Consider the following 18,396-nt stretch of genomic DNA (forward strand, 5'->3'; position numbering starts at 1 on the left):
CCCCCGTTGTCACTTCGCGTACGTTTGGTATCACTTGCAGCGATAGTTGTCAATGGCCGCCGGTCTCCTGCACCCCTCGTCGGCAGCGCCGGACCTCGACGTGCGGGTGGTCAGGCTCGCGCCGGCAGGTCCGCCGCCCGGGCCCGGAACGCCCCGCTCCGGCCCGGCCCGAGACGGTCGTTCAGGCGGTGGCTCGCGCCCGCGCCTCGGCGGCCCAATGGGGCGCGTTCCACCGGTCGGCGATGGTGGCGGCCCGAGCGAAGTGGGCGGCGGCCTCGTGGTCGCGGCCGGTGAGCACCGCCAACTCGCCGAGGGTGTGAGCCACCGGGCGCAGCGCCACTGCCAGGCTCGTGGCGCCCGCCGGAGGGCCGTCGCGGTGCGGAAGCAATGCCGCGTAGATCTCCTCGGCGGCAGCGCGGTCGCCCAGGGCGACGACCGCCATCGCGCGGCAGGTCGTGAGGAAGGTGAAGAAGTAGTCGGGCCGGATCGGGCCCGAGGTGCGCGCCCGTCGGGCCTCGGCGACCAGGCCGTTGGCGTGCAGGGCGAGGACCAGCAGGTCCGAGGCGATCGTGCCGACCACCTCGTGGAGGGCACGCACCTCGTCGAGGTGCTCGCCGAGGGTGCCGCTGTTCACCCAGGTCGTGGCCAGCGCGAGGCCGAGGAACCCGGCGGCGTGCGGGGACCCGGCGCGCCGCATGCCGTCGGCGGCCTCGGTGTAGAGCCGTTCCGCGTCGGCGAACCGGCCCGCGATGAGGGCCAGGGTCGCCAGGGCCACCTCGGCGACGCCGATCGCCTCGGACATCCGGTAGGCGCGCGCGAGGTCGAGGGCCTCGGCGGTCACTCGGCGCATGGTGGTCGGATCGTTGGCTCCGGCGGCGGCGGTGGCGTGGTTGAGCAGCCCGGTGACCCGGTAGACGGGCAGGTCGTGCTCGGTGCCGATCCGCACCAGCTCACGGCAGAGGTCGTCGTGTCCGGGCGATCCGGCGTGGTAACGCATCAGGACCTGCAGCGCCGCCGCCCGGAGACGGGGCCCGGTGGCCAGGTCGAGCGCCTCGCGGGCCGCCGCGAGGACGGTGAGGTCGTCCTCGCCGGCCAGTTCGTCGGCGTAGACGGTGAGGAGACGGCCGCGTGCCTCCGGGGCCAGGTCGGTGCGCCTGAGCAGGCGGCTCAGCCGGTCCACGACGGGCCGGTCCACCGTGCCGATCGGGCGGGACTGCCATGGCGTCGGCTCGGTCCAGGCGGTGAACGCGGCGATCATCAGGTCGTCGCGCCCCAGGGACTCGGCGTACTCGACGGCCTGCCGACGGGTGTCGCGGGCGGCGGCCACGGCGCCGGCGCGGATCTGCGCCCGCAGCAGCCTGCCGTACAGGTCGACGCGTTCCTCGGGGCCGGTCGAGTTCGCCACCGCGTCGGTAAGGAGATCCGCCGCGACGTCGTGCGCGTAGCGCGCCTCGGCCAGCTCGGCGGCCCGGACGCAGTAGCCGACCGCCTTGGGGGATCCGGCGCGCGCGTAGTGGTGGGCGAGCGCCGAGACGTCACCGGTGGCTTCGAGTGCGGCGGCGACGCGGGCGTGCATGCGCGTCGCCCGCAGGCGGCTGACGTCGGCGAGGAGGGTGTCGCGGACGAGGGCGTGGACGAACCGCACCCGCCCCGGTTCGGGCTCACTCAGCAGTCCGGCGATGACACCGGCGTCCAGCGCGTCCAGCACGCCGTCCTCGTCGGCGTCGGCGGCCTGCACCAGCACGTCCACCGAGCTATCCCGGCCCGCGACCGCGGCCAGCCGCAGCACGGCTACGCTGCCCTCGGGCAGCCGGGCGAGACGGCGCCGCAGCACGTCCCGTACACCCTGCGGCACCTCGGAGAGGGCGACCAGCGCGCCCTCGCCGTTCAGCAGCCGCGCGCTCTCCCGCACGTAGAAGGGGTTGCCGCCGGTGCGTTCGGCGATCGCGGCGACGGTCTCGTCGTCGGCCTCGCACTCGTCGCGCACGAGTCGCGCGACGGCCGCGGCGTCCAGGCCGCGCAGGGCGAGCCGGACGGGGGTGGCGCGCGCGAGGGAGGCCAGCGTCCCGGCGAGGTGGGCGCTCTCGTCCGCCCGGTACGCCGCGACCACCAGGATGGGTGCCCGGATGCCGAGGCCGCCGCCGAGCAGTTCCAGCGTGGCGGCGTCCGCCCAGTGCAGGTCGTCCAGCACGACGGCGAGCGGGCGTTGCGCGGCGACCGCCGCGAGCCACCTCCACACGGCCTGGCGCAGGCGGAACCGTCCCGCGGTCGCGTCGACGTTCACCGGCTCGGTGTCGGTGAGCAGCGGCGCGAGGGCGTCGGCGAACGCGCCCGCAGGCGTGGTCGCGGCAACGGCTCTGAGCGCCTCGGTCCAGGCCCACGCCGGCGGCGCGTTGTCGACCTCGGGGCAGTGGCCGACCGCGACCAGCCAACCGTCCCGTTCGAGCCGCCTGCCGAGGTGTTCCAGGAGCGTCGACTTGCCGAGGCCGGCCTCGCCGGCGACCAGGGCGATGCGGGCCCCGTCGACGGCGGCCTCGGCGGCCGTCGTGACCAGTGCCGCGAGTTCTGCCTCGCGCCCGACGAACGGCGCCTCGACGCTCGAAGCCGCCATGGGAAGGGAGGCGTTCCGCAGCGGCGGCGCGGACGGCGGCGGGGCGGTCAGCGACGGCGGAACGGACGGCGACGGCGGAACGGACGGCGACGGCGGAACGGACGGCGACGGCGGAACGGACGGCGACGGCGGAACGGACGGCGACGGCGGAACGGACGGCGACGGCGGAACGGACGGCGACGGCGGAACGGACGGCGACGGCGGAACGGACGGCGACGGCGGAACGGACGGCGACGGCGGGGCGGTCAGCGGTGGTGACGGCTGCGGCGGCACGGGCACGGTCGCGTGCAGGACGTCCGCTCGCCGGGTGAGGATCGCGTCCTCCAACGCCGTCAGGTCCGGGCCCGGGTCGAGTCCGAGTTCCTCGGCGAAGACGCCACGGGCGCGGCGGAGCGCCGCAAGCGCCTCGGCCTGGCGACCGCTGCTCCAGAGTGCCAGGGCATGCAGCCGCCAGCCCTCCTCGCGGAACGGCTCGTCGCGGGTGAGGCGTTCGGCCTCGGCGACCACCGCGGCGGGATCGCCGATTCGCAGACCCGCCGCGACGTGCAGCTCGGTGGCGACCAGGCGCAGCTCGTTCAGCCGGGCCGTCTCGGCCGCGGACCACGGCTCGTCGGCGACCTCGGCGAACGCCGGTCCCTGCCAGAGCCCCAACGCCTCGGCGAGCCGAGCCTGCGCGGCGCGCGGGTCGGTGGTCCTGCGGGCCTGGTCGACAAGGTCCTCGAACCGCCACGCGTCCACCGACTCCGGCGGCAGCCGCAACGCGTAGCCGGGCGAGGCGCTCACCAGCAGTCGGGCCGGGGCGCGCGGCGGGCGCCCCGGCTCCAGCAGCCGGCGCAGGTTGGACACGTACGCCTGCAGGGACATCAGCGCCCGCGCGGGCGGCTCCCCGCGCCACAGATCCTCGATCATCCGGTCGACCGGCACGACCTGCCCGCGCGCCGTCACCAGCAGTGCCAGCACGCTCCGCTGCCGCGGCCCGCCGAGGTGCACGGTCTCGCCGTCGATTTCGGTCGCGAGCGAGCCCAGGACCCGGATGCAGACCATGATCGGCAATCGTACGTGGGCTGTCCCAAGTCGCCCCCAAGTCGGCTCCAAGTCCCCTCCAAACACCCGGGAGCAGCCTGAACACGTCGCAACCGAGGAAGGGCAGGAGCAGATGAGCGTCAACACCCAGGAGATGAAGATCGTCCACTGCGTTCTCCGCCGGGAGTCACGGCTGCTGATGGAGCTAGTCGCGGCCGTCGCCCCTGGCGACACCGCTCGCGCCGGTGTGGTCGCCGACCACTTCCGCGACTACCGGCTGGGCCTGCACAACCATCACGAGGGCGAGGACGAACTGCTGTGGCCGCCGCTCCTCGCCCGGGTCGACCTGGAGGCCGACGTCGTCCTGCGCATGGAGGCCCAGCACGAACGCATCGCGGCCACCCTGACCAGGCTGGACGCCGCCGTCCCCGCCTGGGAGGCCACGGCGGGTGCCGACGAACGCGACATCCTCGTGGCCGCCCTCGCCGACCACCGCGCGGTCCTGCTCACGCACCTCGACGACGAGGAGGCCACCCTCCTCCCGCTCGCGGCCGAGCACATCACCGAGCGGGAGTGGGCCTCCCTGGGCGGCCACCTGGTGAACAACACTCCCAAGCTCACCCTGCTGACGCTCCTCGGCGCCGTCCTGGAGGACGCGAACCCGGCAGAGCGCGCCATCGTCCTCGGCGGCCTCCCCGCCCCGGTCCGCTTCATCTGGCACGCCGTCGGCCGCCCCCGCTACGCCCGTCACATCCGCCGCGTCCGCGGCTGACCCATCCCCCACCCACTCGACCACAAGGAGAAACCCATGTCGCTGAAGAGCGTCAACACCGTCCTGGCCACCGCCGGCGCCCTGTTCGTCCTCTACATCGGGGTGTCCTTCGTCCTGACCCCCGAGACGTCCGCTCCGGGTTTCGGGCTGCCGACCTGGCCCTCCGGCGACGGCGGCGGCTTCCTGGTCGTGAAGGGCCTCCGCGAGATCGCGGCGGGTCTGGCCATGGGCATCCTGCTGGTGACGGGCCACCGCCGGGCCCTGGGCTGGGTCCTGCTGATGGAGGCCGTCGCCCCGTTCGGCGACATGATCACCGTACTGACCCACCACGGCTCCCTGGCCGCCGCCTTCGGCGTCCACGGCCTGACCTCGGCGCTGATCGTGGTCACCGGCCTGCTGCTCCTCCGCGAGACCGGCAGGGCACGTGAAGCGCACAAGGCCACGGCGCGGGCCGCCCAGCCCGCCTGACGCCCGCACGTCACCCAGGGGTGGCCCGGCATCATGGCCGGGCCACCCCTGGTCTGTCAGTGACACGGCGCAGGGCAGGAACGCCAGACCGTGCCGCGCCGCCGCACGAGGGCATCGACGCCACCTGGAACGCCGCCGTGCCGGCCGACGAACGCGGCGTCGAGGCGGCTCGGCCGGCCGGCCGTCGACGCCCACCACGTTCCGGCTGACCCGCACCCTGGCTTCGAGACGCTCTGTCGCTGTCACGCGCCGCGTTGCTGCCGATAGGCTTCCGAGATGCGCCTGCGCGACGTGGAGCCGGCCGACCTCGACGCGTATCTGCGCATGCGCGGCGATCCGGTCATGATGACGGAGCTCGGCGGCCCGCAGTCGCCCGACCGCATCGCTGGTCAGCTCGAGCGTGACCTCGACACGGTTCGGGCAGACAGTGCGTGGATCAAGATGATCATTACCGGCGGCTCCGCACGGGTGGCGGGAACCGTGACGCTCTACGCCCACGGGGACATCTCCGAGATCGGCTGGATGATCCTGCCGGAGTTCCAGGGCAGAGGCTTGGCGGGCGAAGCCGTTCGCGCGGTTCTCGGGCTGGCCCGGGCGGACGGACGTTGGGGGCTGATCCACGCGTTTCCGAGCACGACGAACGCGGCGTCGAACGCGATCTGCCGCTCGGCCGGGTTCGCCCTGCTCGGTGAGGAGCAGACGGTCTTCGCGGGACGCGTCTTCCAGACCAACCACTGGGTGTTCGATCCGGCTGCTCACGCGTGACCAGCCGGCCCGCCATCCGCATGACCACCGTTGTCCGCGATCCGCACCTCGGACGCCCTTGCCGAGCCCGATCACGACTGCCTACCCGTGGCCCGTCGTGTTCGTCGCCCGCCACGTCGGCCAGCTCTGCGGCCAACTGTCCGGCCAGTTGTCGGTAACGGCGGCCGGCTCGATCCCGGCAAGGCTGAGCACATCGCGGGTGAGCCGTTCGGCGACGTCGGCGACATCGCTGGCGCGCAGCGGCACCCAGTCGTCGAAGCGCTTGTCGACCGCTGTGTCGACCAATGTCTCCGCGGTCTCCGCCGGAACACCGGTGGCGGTGAGCAGCCACCGCAGGACCATGCGGCACCAGCCCTGCCAGCTGTCGTCGTCGGCGACGGGTGCGACGGCGAGCCGCATCAGGTCCGCGACAGCCGACTCCCAGGTGGCGGCGAGGTCGCCCGGCCGGGCGGCCTTCACCGGATCGAGCAACGGCAGGAACCGGTCGAACCGCTCGGCGACCCCTTCCAGCCACCGCCGCCAGGCCAGCAGCGAGTCGACGGCAAGCGTCGGCGCCTCGGCAGGCGGAGGAAAGCTGCTGATCCAGTCCCACTGTCTCCACTCGTCCGGCGCCCAGTACCAGCGGTAGGCCCATGGCCCGAAGCGGTCGCACAACACGGCGCTGACGGCTTCGGTCCATGCCCACAGGTCGGACTGCCCGACCGCGGGGGGCACGGTCCGGACCAACGCCGGCACCTCGACCGGATCGAACGGGAATCGGGCCGGGTCAACCTCCGCCCAGGTGGCCAGGCTCGGCGGTGTTGTCGACCCGTCGTTCGCCATGGATCGGCATCCTGCCTTGCGGTCAGCCCGGCGTCGATCAGATATGTCCACGCGGCGGTCGATGGCACCGGTCGGATGCTCACTGGCGGACCGGGAAGGTCGCCGCGGTCGGCGCATCGAGCGTGACGAGGTGGCCCTCCCCGATTGCGTGCGTCAGGCCGTCTTCCGCGGGAACCAGCCGGTCGACCCGCGCCGGCAGCCGCGTGCGGGCGACGACGCTACCGACGCGGTCGATGGTGACGAGCGAACCGTCCGTGAAGGCGAACAGCACAACGCCGGACACCAGGGCCGAGGCGCAGACACCGCCGTGCCGCAGATGCCGTACGTCGGTGACAGCACCATATCTCAGGTCGATGACCGCGATGCCCGCGCCGTCGACGAGCCACAGCGTGTCGCCGTGCAGGATCGGCTTCTGCGGACGGAGATCACGCCGGTGGCGCCACAGCACCTGCACCCCGCGCGACGGATGGAAGGTCATCACCGTTCGCCGGCCGCTGAGGAACGTGACACGACCGTCGTTGCTGGTTCCGTAGCTGCCACCGGCATCGGAGACGACCACCGGCTCCGGCAGCGGCCACTGTTCCAGAACGGCGCCGGAGGCGGCCATCACCAGTAGTTTCGGCAGGCCGCTGCCCGCGATGAGCACCGCATCGGCGGAGTCACCCTCGGGCGTGCGACGAACCGGCTGCGGCCAGGCAAGTGGACCCGCTCCGGCTACCGCAGCGCCGTCGAACGGCAGCGGCCTGCCGTCGGCAAGGGCCACCCGTGTCAACGGGCGGTAGCCGCGCCACCCGCCGAGCAGCACGTCGGTGCCGCAGACGCTGACGTAGTGCCGCAGGCCCGTGCCGGGGGTGGACCACAACCGCAGTCCGTCGCCCAGGTCGAAGCAGTGCAGGACCCCCGCCTGGCTCAGGTACAGGCAGCGCTCGCCCGCGACAACGGCCGTGCCCCAGCAATCCTCGACGCGCTGTTCCCACAACTGCGTTCCGGTGCGCGGGTCCAGCCGGACCAGACGCGAGTGCCGCTCAGCCACGACCAGGGCCCCGGACGCCACCGCCATCGCCTGCGGGCCCGACCTCAGATGCAACGGCCGCGACCACGACACGCTGACCGACTGATCCACCACGGCGGCATGATCCCACGTATCGACAGGGTGCTGACGCCGCTCAAGCTCCGAGGGCGCCCCGGAGACGTCGAAACTGTCCCGGTAGTCGTGGAAGCTGACGGTGTCTCCGCCCGTCGTCGCATCCAGTTCGGCGCGGGCCTGACGCAGGTGTTCCACCGCGCGTAGGCCTCCGGAAGACCGCCCCAGCACACGAAGTCGACCGGCTCGGCCCGCCACTCGTCGTGGATCCCCCGGTGCGCAATTGGTTTGTTCGATCAGGGTGCGCGGGTGACCATGGGCGGCATGGGGAGGGACCGGTGGTGAGATCGCCGCTTCAGGGCGGGCTACCGCCGGTGGGTGCGGTGGTTGGCCCCGTGGTGGAGATCGCCTGCGACGAGTCCGGGTTCTCGGGCACCAATCTGCTCCGTTCGCCGACCCCGGTGATCGTGCACGCGAGTGTCGACCTGGGCGCGGACGAGGCGATCGGCCTGATCACCGCGTTGCGGTCCGGGTTCCGGTTCTCGCCGTACGAGTTCAAGTCCGGGCAGTTCCTTCGCGGCCCGGGCGCGGGTGGAGCGCTGGAGTGGTTCCTGGCGGCGCTGAAGGGCCGTGCGCACGTCCACCTGGTCGACAAGGAGTTCTTCCTCGTGACCCGGATCGTCGACCTGCTGCTGACCGAGCCGTCGTACGCGGCCGGCACCCGCCTGACCCAGGCCCACCGTCCGGCCGCACTCGCCGTGTATCGGGCCGGGCGCTTCGTCGGAGGCGAATGGGATGCCTTCCTGGCAGCCTTCGTCGACCTGGTCCGGATCAAGCGGCGGCGCCCGGGTCCCCGCAACGCGGAGCGGTTCTTCCAGGCCAGGGACGCGCTGCTACGACGCGGCCTCGGCGCACCGGCCGATGCCGTCCTCAGCGGGCTCAGTCCGACCCGCGTCTGGGATGTGCTGACCAGGCTCGACGACGACCGGTCGATCCCGCCACCGTTGGAACCGATGCTGCCGGCGCTGGCGGAGACGGTCCTGTCCTGGAGCGGTGGGCAGCGGCGGGTGCTGGTGACCCACGACGAGCAGAGCGCCCTCACGGCGGATCGGTTGACCCGCCTCCGGCAGGTGCTGGCCGACGACGGCGGGCCATCGGCGGCGGACGCCGGGAGGGCCGGGGCGTTGCCGGCCGGCGTGTCGCCCCTGGCCGGGCTGGTGATGGTCGACTCCCGCGACGATCCGCGGGTCCAGGTCGCCGACCTCCTCGCCGGGGTGGCCCGGCGGTGGCCGGCGACCGTCAACCCCGCTCTGCTTCAGTCGCTGCTGTCCTCGACCTCACTGCACGATCCCGAGGGATGACATCCGGCCGGCACCAGGGACCTGGTCGCCGTCGCTGTGAAGTCACGGTGAGCGATCGTCGCGGCGGCGGTGGGAGGCTGCACCGGCGCGACGACGGCATGGCGCTCGCCGACCTCGCGGTGACCGGTGGCGAACTCCCGTGGTGGACCGCTCGCGTCCACTCGTGCGTCAAAACCCTTTCCCGCAGATGACGCTGGCGGCGTGAACTGCTGGGTCGTGTACGCACAGGACAACGGTGACGCGATGGGCCAGGGCACCTTCACGGCGCGCGACGAGCTGCTGTACGCGCAGGACGACGCCGCCGACGGCCGGGGCATCCACGTGAGCGCCACGTGGCGGGCGGGCAGCACCAGGCACCAGAACGCCATCACGCTGACCTCCGGTGCGGGCAGCAGGAAGACCCTGGACCTGGACATCGCCGAGGCAACGAGCGTGACCGTCACGGTGTGCCAGACCGACGACGGGGAACGGCCCCACTGCTGGACCCGGACGGCAAGGGCCTGACCGACTCCCACGCCCGGCGACAACGGGCGCGTCCACCTCGTTCCCTCGTACCGGCCGGTCGGTCAGCGACCGTCCGGCGGGGGTGGCGTACAGGCGGCCGCGATCGCGGCGGTGTCCCAGTAGAAGGGATGGACCTCGCTGATCTTTCCGTTCTCCACGGTGATGGTCTGCAGGATCGGAAAGTCGAGCTCCTCCCCGGTGGCGCGAGCACGCGCATGCACGCGGGTCAGCACGACGAGGGGACTCGTGGTGGCCAGGAACTGCTGCTCGACCATCTCGAAGATGTCCCACGTCCGGCTCATGGCGAGGAAGAACCGTTCCAGGCCCTCATGCCCCCGCCAGACGCCCCCGTACGGCAGGGCCGTCGCCTGGTGCAGCACGACGTCCTGCGCGAAGAACGGCGCGAGCGGCGCGAAGTCCGCGGTTCCCGGCCCGCCTGCCGCGAGGTATTCGGCCTCGGCCGCGTACATTCCCTGAAGCACCGCCAGGGCGGTCGTCGTCGAAGGCTTGATCATGGCTCCACACTGCCCCGTGACACCTCGCCGCGCTGGCGGAAATCGGCCGTCGCGCTGTGTCGGCGCGGCCCACCCGAGTGCCGGCGCAGCGGCATCTTCGCGCTTCACCAGGTCGGCCGGCTGCGTTCCATGGCGTGCGGGCCGCTACGGATTCGGAGATTCGTGGTGAGCCGGATCGCCCTGTGCCCGGTTGGCCCCACCGTGCAGTGCGTGGGCAAGGCGCGAGGAGCCTCGACGTCCGTCTATCGGAGGCCGAGCGCCTCTGCGGCGCTTCGGCGTGGTGACGAGCCATGGCAGGAGCGCGGATGGCAGTTGCTCTCTCGACAGACGTGAGGGCTGGGGCTGCAGCTCCCCAACCGCTGGTTGCACTTTGCAAGCAGTCACCGATACGGTCAGCGAACCGGTTGCGAGTCGCAGACGGTCCCGCCGCGAGGCAAGGAGGCCCGCATGGGCAAGCTGATCTACTTGATGATCACGTCGCTCGACGGTTACGTCAGCGACCGGGACGGCAACTTCGGCTGGGGCGCCCCGGACGAGGAGACGCACAGGTTCATCAACGACCGCATGCGGTCCGTCGGCACCTACCTCCACGGCCGCCGGATGTACGAGGTGATGTCCTACTGGGAAACCGCCCACACCGTGCCGGACCAGCCACCGTTCGCCCTCGACTACGCGCAGATCTGGCGAGCGGCCGACAAGGTCGTCTACTCGACGACTCTGCGCAGCGTGTCCACCGAGCGGACCCGCGTCGAGCGGACCTTCGACCCGGAGGCGGTGCGGAAGCTGAAGACGGAGTCCGAACTCGACCTCACCGTCGACGGACCGAACCTGGCCGGGCACGCGGTCCGGGCCGGGCTGGTCGACGAGTACCAACTCGTGGTCACGCCGGTGGTCGTCGGTGGCGGACAGCCGTTCTTCCCCGCCGACGCGCGCGCCAGCCTCGAACTGCTCGACGAACGAAGGTTCGGCAACGGTGTGGTGTACCTGCGTTACGGCGTCAAGGACAGCTCGTAGCGGGCGCCGCCCACCACTGCGGCGACCTCGCCGCCAGCATCCGCGCCCGCGACCGACTGCTGGAACGACACCGGCAGAGCGAGCGACGACACCGTCGACCGACCGGAGTCGCCATAGGCCCTGTTCGCCGGCCCGGACCCCGACACGTTCCGTGAGTTGCACGTGCGCCTGACCGGCCCGTGGCTCGACGTGGCCGAGCGCCTGAAGGCCGACGTCGGCCGGATTCTCGACGAGTGGTCGTCCGAGCGGGTGTGGGGCCTCGGCCTCCACGGCGAACCTCACCCGACCAGCGGTTGGCGGGCCGAGTTCGGCCGGCTCCCCCGGCGCGATCCGGCGCACTGGCCGGGCGGGCCCTCCCCAAACCCTTGACACCCGAACTGCTATTCGCGAATAATCAATCGTAGCTTGAAGGGGAGTACCCACCCAGAGGGCGCGTCGGCCGTCAGTACGGATCCAGTCGGGTCCCGGCCACGCGGAACCGCCTGACCCCCAGGCGATCTGGGGAGACCTTCGGCCTGCTCGTCGGCGCGGCGGCGCCGGCATGGCCGAAGGGAGAACCCGTCACATGTCCGCACCCTGGTGGGCCTGGCTGGCCCTGACCGTCGCGATCGCCGCAATGCTGGCGGTCGACCTGTTCCTCCACCGCGACAACCACGTCATCGGCTTCCGTGAAGCCGCGATCTGGTCGACGATCTGGATCGCCGCCGGCCTCGCCTTCGGTGTGCTGCTCTGGCTGTGGCAGGGCGGCGACGTGGCAGGCACCTACTTCGCCGGGTACCTGATCGAGAAGGCGCTGTCGATCGACAACGTCTTCGTCTTCGCCCTCGTCTTCACCTACTTCGCGGTCCCGGCGTCAGTGCAGCACAAGGTGCTGTTCTGGGGTGTCATCGGTGCCCTGCTGTTTCGGCTGGTGTTCATCTTCCTCGGCGCGGAGTTGCTGGAGACGTTCTTCTGGACCGCGTACGTGTTCGGCGCCTTTCTCGTCTACACCGGCTGGAAGATGGCCTTCAAGCACGACGCCGAGGTGCACCCCGACCGCAACGTCATCGTCCGCCTCGTCCGCCGGTTCATCCCCACCGACGCCCGCTACCACGGCCACAGGTTCTTCACCCGCGTCGACGGCAGCCGCGTCGCCACCCTGTTGTTCGTCGTGCTCATCGCCGTCGAGGCCACCGACCTGATCTTCGCCATCGACTCTGTCGCCGCGATCCTGGCCATCACCACCAGCACGTTCGTCGTCTGGACCGCCAACGCCTTCGCCGTGCTCGGCCTACGCAGCCTCTACTTCTGCCTCGCCGGGCTGCTACGCCGCTTCGTGCACCTGCACTACGGCCTGGCGTTCCTGCTCGCCTTCGCCGGCGTAAAGCTCATCCTCTCCGAGACCCCGGTCGGCAAGCTACCCATCCCGCTCACCCTCGGCGTCATCGTCGCCACCCTCGCCATCTCGATCGGCTGGAGCCTCGCCGCGACCCGAAGCCAGCCGACAGCGACCGCCGAGCCCCACACCCCCGCCCGCCCTTGACGACGGCGAAGGCGGCCTGGGAGGTCCGCCCCTGACGCGGTGCGCCGTGGTCGCCGCGCGGGCAGGTCAGACACGGGCCAGCAGCGCGGGACGCAGGCCGGGCCGGCAGCGACGATCCCGTGGCTGTCCCAGGTGTGCGGGGTGCCGTCGGCGGCGATTGTCCGCCACCGGCTCGGCGCACCCTCAGACGGTCGTGGATCCTCGGTTGCTCGGCTTCGAGGTCGACGCCAACCTCTGGCTCAGCGTCCCGCCGGGAGCCTTGCCTCACGTCGGCACGGCCCTGGCCGCCCGTCCCGGCGTGCACGCCGTCGCGGTCACCACGGGCCCGACCGACCTTCTCGCGGCCGTCTTCTCCTCCGACCCGGCCGCTCTCTACCGCTTCCTCTCCACCGCCCTGGCCGAGCTGCCGGTCACTGCCGTCGACACCACCCTCGTCGGCCGTGCCGTCGAACGCGCCGGCCTGCGCCTGCGACACGGGCGCATCGTCACGCCGGGACAGCACCAGAACACCACGCGTGGGCGTCGACGACGACGGCCCGACCGGCCGGGGCGGTAGGCGCCCGCTGGTCGGACCTGTCGCCGCCCCGCGCTACGGTGCTCCGACGCGCCGACGGGCGCATCGGAGCGACTGCGCGCGGACGCGGCCGTCGAACATTTTCTGGCGGGTGTGTCCATCCGGCGGCATCTCGTTCGTAGTGCTTGCGTGCGGCCGCCGCCGCACGAGGACGACGCCGAAGAGGAGCTGAATCATGAAGTACATGCTGTTGATCAATGCGGGTGCGGTGGACGGGAACGGCGCGAACGGCGACTGCACCGTCGAGGACTGGATCACGTACGACAAGGAGGTCAGGGAGGCCGGCATCTTCGTCTCCGGGGAGTCGCTGGCCGACCTGGTGACGGCCACGACGGTGCGTGTCGGGTCGGACGGCCAGCGCGTGGTGACCGACGGGCCGTTCGCGGAGACGCGCGAGGTCCTCGGCGGTTTCTACGTCATCGACGTGCCGGACCTCGACGCCGCGTTGGACTGGGCCGCCCGCTGCCCCGGCGCTCGCGGCGAGGGCTCGGTCGTGGTCCGGCCGGTCGCCGAGTTCGGGGCCTGACCGCGATGGACGCGGGGGCGGCCGGCGCCGGATCGCCGGCCGGCGCATCGGCGGGGTCACACGGGACGCCGATGGAGTTGGTGGCAGCGGTGTTCCGCGAGGAACGCGGCCGGCTGCTGGCCGCCCTGGCCCGCCGCTTCGGCGACCTGGACCTGGCGGAGGAGGTCACCTCCGAGGCGATCGAGGCGGCGCTGGTGTCCTGGCCGGTCGACGGGGTTCCGCCCCGGCCGGGGGCGTGGTTGATGACCACGGCCCGGCGCCGGGCCATCGACCGGCTGCGCCGCGACCAGGCGTACGCGGCACGCCTGGCCATCCTCCAGGTGGAGGCCGACCGGGCCGGGCCGGTACCGCCCCCGGGCACGGACGGCGACCTGCCGGACGAGCGGCTGCTGCTCTTCTTCACCTGCGCGCACCCGGCGCTGGCGGCCGAGGACCGTGGCGCGCTCACGCTGCGCTTCCTCGGCGGGCTGACCACCGCCGAGGTGGCGCGGGCGTTCGTGGTGCCGACGGAGACGATGGCCAAGCGGATCACGCGGGCGAAGAAGAAGATCAGCCAGGCGCGGATCCCGTTCCGGGTGCCGGCGGCGCACGAGTTGCCGCAGCGGCTGCCGGGGGTCCTGCAGTCGGTCTACTCGATCTTCACCGAGGGGTACGCGGCGAGCGCGGGCCCGCGGCTGCAGCGCGTCGATCTCGCCGAGGAGGCGATCCGGTTGGCCCGGATACTTCGCCGGCTGCTGCCCGGCGAGCGTGAGGTGGCGGGACTGCTCGCCCTGATGGTGCTCGTCCACGCCCGGCGCGACGCGCGTACCGGACCGGACGGTGAGCTGGTCCTGTTGGCGGATCAGGACCGCAGCCGCTGGGACCACGCCATGATCGCCGAAGGGGTCGGGCTGGTCCGGACCGCGTTGAGCGGCGGGCGGCCCGGTCCCTACGGGGTGCAGGCGGCCATCGCCGCGCTGCACGACGAGGCGGCCGACGTGGCCACCACCGACTGGCCGCAGATCGCGGCGCTCTACGACGTGCTGCTGGCCCTTACCGGATCCCCGATCGTCGCGGTGAACCGGGCGGTCGCCGTGGCGATGCGCGACGGCCCGCAGGCGGGCCTGGCGCTGCTGGACGAGCTGTCCGGCGAGGCGCGGCTGCGCGGCTACCACCCGTACGCGGTCGCCCGGGCCGATCTGCTGCACCGGGCCGGCCGGCACGCCGAGGCGGCCGTCGCCTACCGCGGGGCCATCGAACTGGCCGGCACCACACCCGAGCGGGACCTGCTCCGGCGCAGGCTGAACGCGATCGAGCGGCCGGGCGGTTGCGTGGGATGACGCGCACGCCGTCGGCATGAGCTGACCACCGCCGGACTGTCGCCTGGGCGACATCGACCCCAATGGATCTAAGCCGGTTGGTAGCTTGTCGAGGTTCGTCGATACGGGGACGGCGTCCACGCTGATCAGCGCACCCCTGTGTGCCGCCTGACGGCCGGTCGCGGTGGCGTCCGGCATCGTGCCCACCACCCCTTCGGCGGATCCGACCATCGGAGCAACGCGGAGCACGGGGAGGACACATGCACCACCGCAAGTCACCGCGTCACCGCACGACGGCCTGGTTCGCCAGCGCCGTCGCCGCACTGATCATCGCCGCCAGCGCCGGCACACCGGCCACCGCCGCGCCGAAACCAACGGGCCAGCCCGGCGCGGAATGCGCGCCGACCCGCTCGGAGTGGTTGCGCTGCGTGACGGTGACGGCGGCGCTCAACCGGGCACCGGCCATCGGGCAGGCCGCTCGGCTCACCGTCACCGTCGACACCCAGGTGGCGATCGAAGACCTACGGATCCGGGTCGCGCTGCCGGCGGCCCTGACCCCGGCCACTCCTCCGGCCGGGTTCACCTCGACCCGGACCGCCTCGCGCGTACCGTCCGACGCGGGCGAGGTCACCACCCTGAGCACCACCGTCGACGCGACACCCAGACGCGCCCTGCGCTACCGGATCGACCTGACCGCCACCGGTGCCGGCTCGACGGTGGTGCGGGCGCAGGCCACGTCCGCCGGTGGACCCGTACTGGGCAGCCACGAGATCCACGTACCGGTGACCATCGGCGCCACGGCCCGCGAGTCCCGGCTGGGCAAGGCCGACGGCGACGCCGCGGCCGAGCAGACCCCGGCCGGCACACCGGCCGGCCCGGCCAACCCGGCGGTCCCCTACCGCCCGGCCGGCACCGCCGGACTGCCCACGCCGCACAGCGACGACGTGCCCTCGCCCGGTCCGGCGCCCACCCAGGTCACCTGCGTCACGGGCAGCTTCGACTACAGCGACAACAACGGCGCCTGGCACCCGTCGAAGAACCTGCAGTACCAGGTGTGGGACGACGACAACTTCGGCGACGACCTGCTGGCGGCCGGCCTCACCGACGCCAACGGCGCCTACCGTGCCTGCTTCGGCAACGACGACGGAATCGGCGGCGGCGGCCAGGACGTGTACGTCCGCGCGGTCACCGAGGGCACGCAGTACAAGGTCGAGGACTCGGACGACGACGCGTACGCGTTCCGCAGCACGACGCGCGACAACCTGGGCAACGGCCGCACGTACGACTACGGGCGGCTGCACATAGCGGACCCGACTCTGATGCCGGCGTTCCACGCCTACGACACCGCCGACGACGCCCTGTCCTGGACGCCCGGCGACTGCTGGGACTCGCGCGACGAGAGCTGCCAGAACATCGACATCGAGTGGGAGCCCGGCTCGACCGACGGCACCTACTACGACACCGGCGACGACGAGGTGCGGCTGCTCGCCGCCGACCCGGACACGCCGTGGGTGGTGATCCACGAACTCGGCCACGGCGTCATGGACGACGTCTACGAGGACAACTACCCGCAGATCGGCGCGGAGTGCAGCCCGCACTACGTCACCCGCCGTTCCGGCCCGGCCTGCGCCTGGTCCGAAGGCTTCGCCGACTGGTTCGGCGCCGCCGTGCTCAACGAGCCCGACCTGCCCGGTCGGGGCAACATCGACACCGCGACGTGGGGCACCGCCGGCTGGGACGACGGCGACCAGGTCGAGGGGCGCGTCGCCGGCGCGATCTGGGACCTGCTCGACACCGGCACCGAGGGCACCGACGCCTACGCCGACTCGCTGACGAACGTCTGGAACACGTTCCTGGACCATCGGGTGACCAGCTTCGCGGCCTACTGGTCGGCACGCGGCCGGGACGGCCACGAGGTCGGCGACCTGGCGCTGGGATCGCTCTTCCAGAACACGATCGACTACGGGTTCCGCCGAGGCCTGACCGACGGCACCGAGGTGAGCGCCACGACACCGCCGAACGACCAGAACTTCCGGTACGACACGCGGCACGAGGCGTGGTCGGTCGTGGCGGTCCGCCCACCGGCGGGCGCCGACGACGACCTGACGGTCTTCGACGACCGGGCGCAGACCCAGCGACTGGAGGAGAGTCTGCTCGGTGGGGACGCCACCGACTTCGTCGCCGTCGACTCGAATGCCGGACGGCGCCCGCTCGGCGACTACTACCCCCGGGTGCACCGGGTCAGCGGCACCGGGGCGTACACCATCGAACTGGCCGACGGCGGGCAGACACTTGTCGACACCGCCAAGCGGCAGATGGGCGCGGGTGACGTGGTCGCGGTCTGGAACTCGTGCCTGACCGCCGGCCAGCAGGTGACGTTCACCGTCACGCCGGGCGATCCGAGCCAGGACGCCGAACTGTTCGTGGTGTCCTCGACGGCGGGTGCGCCGGCCACGTACGTGCGCGACCGGGCGAGCGCGGCGGCCGCCACCGGGGCGGGGGCCGGCCAGCCGGAGTCCCTCGGGTACACGGCACCGGCCGACGGCTGCGTCGGCGTGATCGTCGTCAACCGCGCGGGCAGCGGCACCTACACGCTGACCCGTTCCTGACCGGCACGGGTTCCGGCGGGCGCCCGTTCGGGCCTCCGCCGGAACCCGCACGGGACAGGGAGCGTCATACCGTGATGACCAGACGCCTGCTGCTCTGCGCGGTGCTCCTGCTCACCGCCTGCGGTGACCGGCCGGCGCCCCGGCCGGCGACCGGCGCGCAGACCGTCATCGTCGAGGTCGACCGGCGCGACGGTCTCGCCGCCGGCGCCGGGCAGTGGGCCCTGCCGACGTTCACCCTCTACGGCGACGGCACCGCCGTGACCCGGGGAGAGGACCGTGGCGCGCTGCTGACGGGCCGACGCCGGACGCTCTCGGCGGCGCAGGTCGACGCGCTGTTCGAAAGGGCAGCCGAGGCGGGCCTCTTCGCCGACCGTGACCATCCCCGGCAGGCCACCGACCCGGCCGTGCTCACCGTGCGACTGACCACGACCGACGGCACGTACGCCACGACGGTGCGGCAGCCGTCGCCCGGCGAGACCGGCGACCGGGGCGACACGATCGCGTTCGCCGACGCGGCGGCTGCCGCCGGCGTGGACGCCGGGGAGTACCTGCCGCAGCGGGCCGCCGTGCTGGTGGTGGCCGACGTCGACGACGACTCCGACGTGCGGCCCTGGCCGCTGGGCGTGCCCCTGTCCGCGATGGACGGCGCACCCCGACGACCGTGCCACGTGGTCGACGGCGCGGCGCTGGCGGCACTGCGGACCGGGGTCGGCTCGGCCGGTGGCGCGACCCGCTGGCAGGCCGGGACCCAGCGGGTACGCCTGGTGGTCCGGCCGCTGCTGCCACACGAGCGGACCTGCGCGGACCTCGACTGAGGGCGCGTGACCAGGTGGTGCTGGTGCGGGCGGCAGACGGTACCGCCACGTCGCATCGGTCGGCGACGACCGACCACAGGCGTACGCCGTTGACGGCCGGTCCACACCAACAG

At 72.6% G+C, this 18,396-nt stretch carries 18 protein-coding genes; 13 read left to right on the forward strand and 5 right to left on the reverse strand.

Annotated elements, in window-relative coordinates:
• Nucleotides 1–181 precede the first annotated feature (181 nt).
• On the reverse strand, nucleotides 182–3,655 hold the full coding sequence (locus GA0070606_RS02020; protein ID WP_091094787.1) for an ATP-binding protein: 3,474 nt from the start codon (nucleotides 3,653–3,655) through the stop codon (nucleotides 182–184).
• 112 nt (nucleotides 3,656–3,767) lie between these two features.
• Here GA0070606_RS02020 and GA0070606_RS02025 point away from each other — a divergent pair, with 112 nt between their 5' ends.
• The 3 genes from GA0070606_RS02025 to GA0070606_RS02035 all read left to right on the forward strand — a co-directional run bounded on the left by GA0070606_RS02025 (nucleotide 3,768) and on the right by GA0070606_RS02035 (nucleotide 5,639).
• On the forward strand, nucleotides 3,768–4,406 hold the full coding sequence (locus tag GA0070606_RS02025; protein WP_091094788.1) for a hemerythrin domain-containing protein: 639 nt from the start codon (nucleotides 3,768–3,770) through the stop codon (nucleotides 4,404–4,406).
• 36 nt (nucleotides 4,407–4,442) lie between these two features.
• Complete coding sequence (locus GA0070606_RS02030; RefSeq protein ID WP_091094789.1) at nucleotides 4,443–4,874, forward strand: DUF4267 domain-containing protein; 432 nt, start codon at nucleotides 4,443–4,445, stop codon at nucleotides 4,872–4,874.
• A gap of 276 nt (nucleotides 4,875–5,150) precedes the next feature.
• Nucleotides 5,151–5,639 (forward strand): GNAT family N-acetyltransferase, encoded by a 489-nt coding sequence (locus GA0070606_RS02035; RefSeq protein ID WP_091094790.1) that lies wholly within the window; start codon nucleotides 5,151–5,153, stop codon nucleotides 5,637–5,639.
• Between the two features lie 81 nt (nucleotides 5,640–5,720).
• Here the strand turns inward: GA0070606_RS02035 and GA0070606_RS02040 are convergent, their stop codons facing one another.
• Both GA0070606_RS02040 and GA0070606_RS32845 read right to left on the reverse strand, forming a co-directional pair.
• Nucleotides 5,721–6,461 (reverse strand): hypothetical protein, encoded by a 741-nt coding sequence (locus tag GA0070606_RS02040; protein ID WP_091094791.1) that lies wholly within the window; start codon nucleotides 6,459–6,461, stop codon nucleotides 5,721–5,723.
• 79 nt (nucleotides 6,462–6,540) lie between these two features.
• Nucleotides 6,541–7,743 (reverse strand): outer membrane protein assembly factor BamB family protein, encoded by a 1,203-nt coding sequence (locus GA0070606_RS32845; protein WP_141721518.1) that lies wholly within the window; start codon nucleotides 7,741–7,743, stop codon nucleotides 6,541–6,543.
• A gap of 197 nt (nucleotides 7,744–7,940) precedes the next feature.
• On the opposite strand from GA0070606_RS32845, the gene GA0070606_RS02055 reads away from it, so the two are divergent.
• Complete coding sequence (locus GA0070606_RS02055; RefSeq protein WP_218105939.1) at nucleotides 7,941–8,906, forward strand: hypothetical protein; 966 nt, start codon at nucleotides 7,941–7,943, stop codon at nucleotides 8,904–8,906.
• Between the two features lie 201 nt (nucleotides 8,907–9,107).
• Nucleotides 9,108–9,410, forward strand: coding sequence for a hypothetical protein (locus GA0070606_RS02060; RefSeq protein ID WP_091094793.1), 303 nt, complete (start codon nucleotides 9,108–9,110; stop codon nucleotides 9,408–9,410).
• 62 nt (nucleotides 9,411–9,472) lie between these two features.
• On the opposite strand, the gene GA0070606_RS02065 is transcribed toward GA0070606_RS02060, so the two are convergent.
• The gene (locus tag GA0070606_RS02065; protein WP_218105940.1) at nucleotides 9,473–9,925 is read right to left on the reverse strand and encodes a nuclear transport factor 2 family protein; all 453 of its coding nucleotides are present in this window, start codon (nucleotides 9,923–9,925) and stop codon (nucleotides 9,473–9,475) included.
• A gap of 447 nt (nucleotides 9,926–10,372) precedes the next feature.
• Here GA0070606_RS02065 and GA0070606_RS02070 point away from each other — a divergent pair, with 447 nt between their 5' ends.
• The 6 genes from GA0070606_RS02070 (at nucleotide 10,373) to GA0070606_RS02095 (ending at nucleotide 14,880) form a co-directional block, all read left to right on the forward strand.
• A complete protein-coding gene (locus GA0070606_RS02070; RefSeq protein WP_091094794.1) occupies nucleotides 10,373–10,939 on the forward strand; it encodes a dihydrofolate reductase family protein in 567 nt (188 codons plus the stop codon).
• A gap of 156 nt (nucleotides 10,940–11,095) precedes the next feature.
• On the forward strand, nucleotides 11,096–11,308 hold the full coding sequence (locus GA0070606_RS02075) for a hypothetical protein (RefSeq protein ID WP_141721521.1): 213 nt from the start codon (nucleotides 11,096–11,098) through the stop codon (nucleotides 11,306–11,308).
• Nucleotides 11,309–11,504: 196 nt separating this feature from the next.
• Nucleotides 11,505–12,461, forward strand: a complete 957-nt coding sequence (locus tag GA0070606_RS02080) for a TerC family protein (RefSeq protein WP_091094796.1) — start codon at nucleotides 11,505–11,507, stop codon at nucleotides 12,459–12,461.
• A gap of 193 nt (nucleotides 12,462–12,654) precedes the next feature.
• Nucleotides 12,655–13,017, forward strand: coding sequence for an Lrp/AsnC family transcriptional regulator (locus tag GA0070606_RS02085; protein ID WP_176737195.1), 363 nt, complete (start codon nucleotides 12,655–12,657; stop codon nucleotides 13,015–13,017).
• A 193-nt stretch (nucleotides 13,018–13,210) separates the two neighbouring features.
• Nucleotides 13,211–13,561, forward strand: a complete 351-nt coding sequence (locus tag GA0070606_RS02090; RefSeq protein ID WP_091094798.1) for a YciI family protein — start codon at nucleotides 13,211–13,213, stop codon at nucleotides 13,559–13,561.
• 71 nt (nucleotides 13,562–13,632) lie between these two features.
• Nucleotides 13,633–14,880, forward strand: coding sequence for an RNA polymerase sigma factor (locus tag GA0070606_RS02095; RefSeq protein WP_091094799.1), 1,248 nt, complete (start codon nucleotides 13,633–13,635; stop codon nucleotides 14,878–14,880).
• A 262-nt stretch (nucleotides 14,881–15,142) separates the two neighbouring features.
• Here the strand turns inward: GA0070606_RS02095 and GA0070606_RS32325 are convergent, their stop codons facing one another.
• Entirely contained in the window at nucleotides 15,143–15,310 is a 168-nt protein-coding gene (locus tag GA0070606_RS32325; protein WP_176737197.1) for a hypothetical protein, read from the reverse strand.
• Between GA0070606_RS32325 and GA0070606_RS02100 the strand changes: the two genes are divergently transcribed.
• Together GA0070606_RS02100 and GA0070606_RS02105 are read left to right on the forward strand one after the other, a co-directional pair.
• Nucleotides 15,288–17,468, forward strand: coding sequence for a hypothetical protein (locus GA0070606_RS02100; RefSeq protein ID WP_091094800.1), 2,181 nt, complete (start codon nucleotides 15,288–15,290; stop codon nucleotides 17,466–17,468). The two genes, GA0070606_RS32325 and GA0070606_RS02100, sit on opposite strands and share 23 nt — an antisense overlap.
• A gap of 74 nt (nucleotides 17,469–17,542) precedes the next feature.
• Complete coding sequence (locus tag GA0070606_RS02105; RefSeq protein ID WP_091094801.1) at nucleotides 17,543–18,283, forward strand: hypothetical protein; 741 nt, start codon at nucleotides 17,543–17,545, stop codon at nucleotides 18,281–18,283.
• Nucleotides 18,284–18,396 lie beyond the last annotated feature (113 nt).

It is taken from the genome of Micromonospora citrea (assembly GCF_900090315.1).
In the GTDB taxonomy this organism is placed as follows: Bacteria; Actinomycetota; Actinomycetes; order Mycobacteriales; family Micromonosporaceae; genus Micromonospora; species Micromonospora citrea.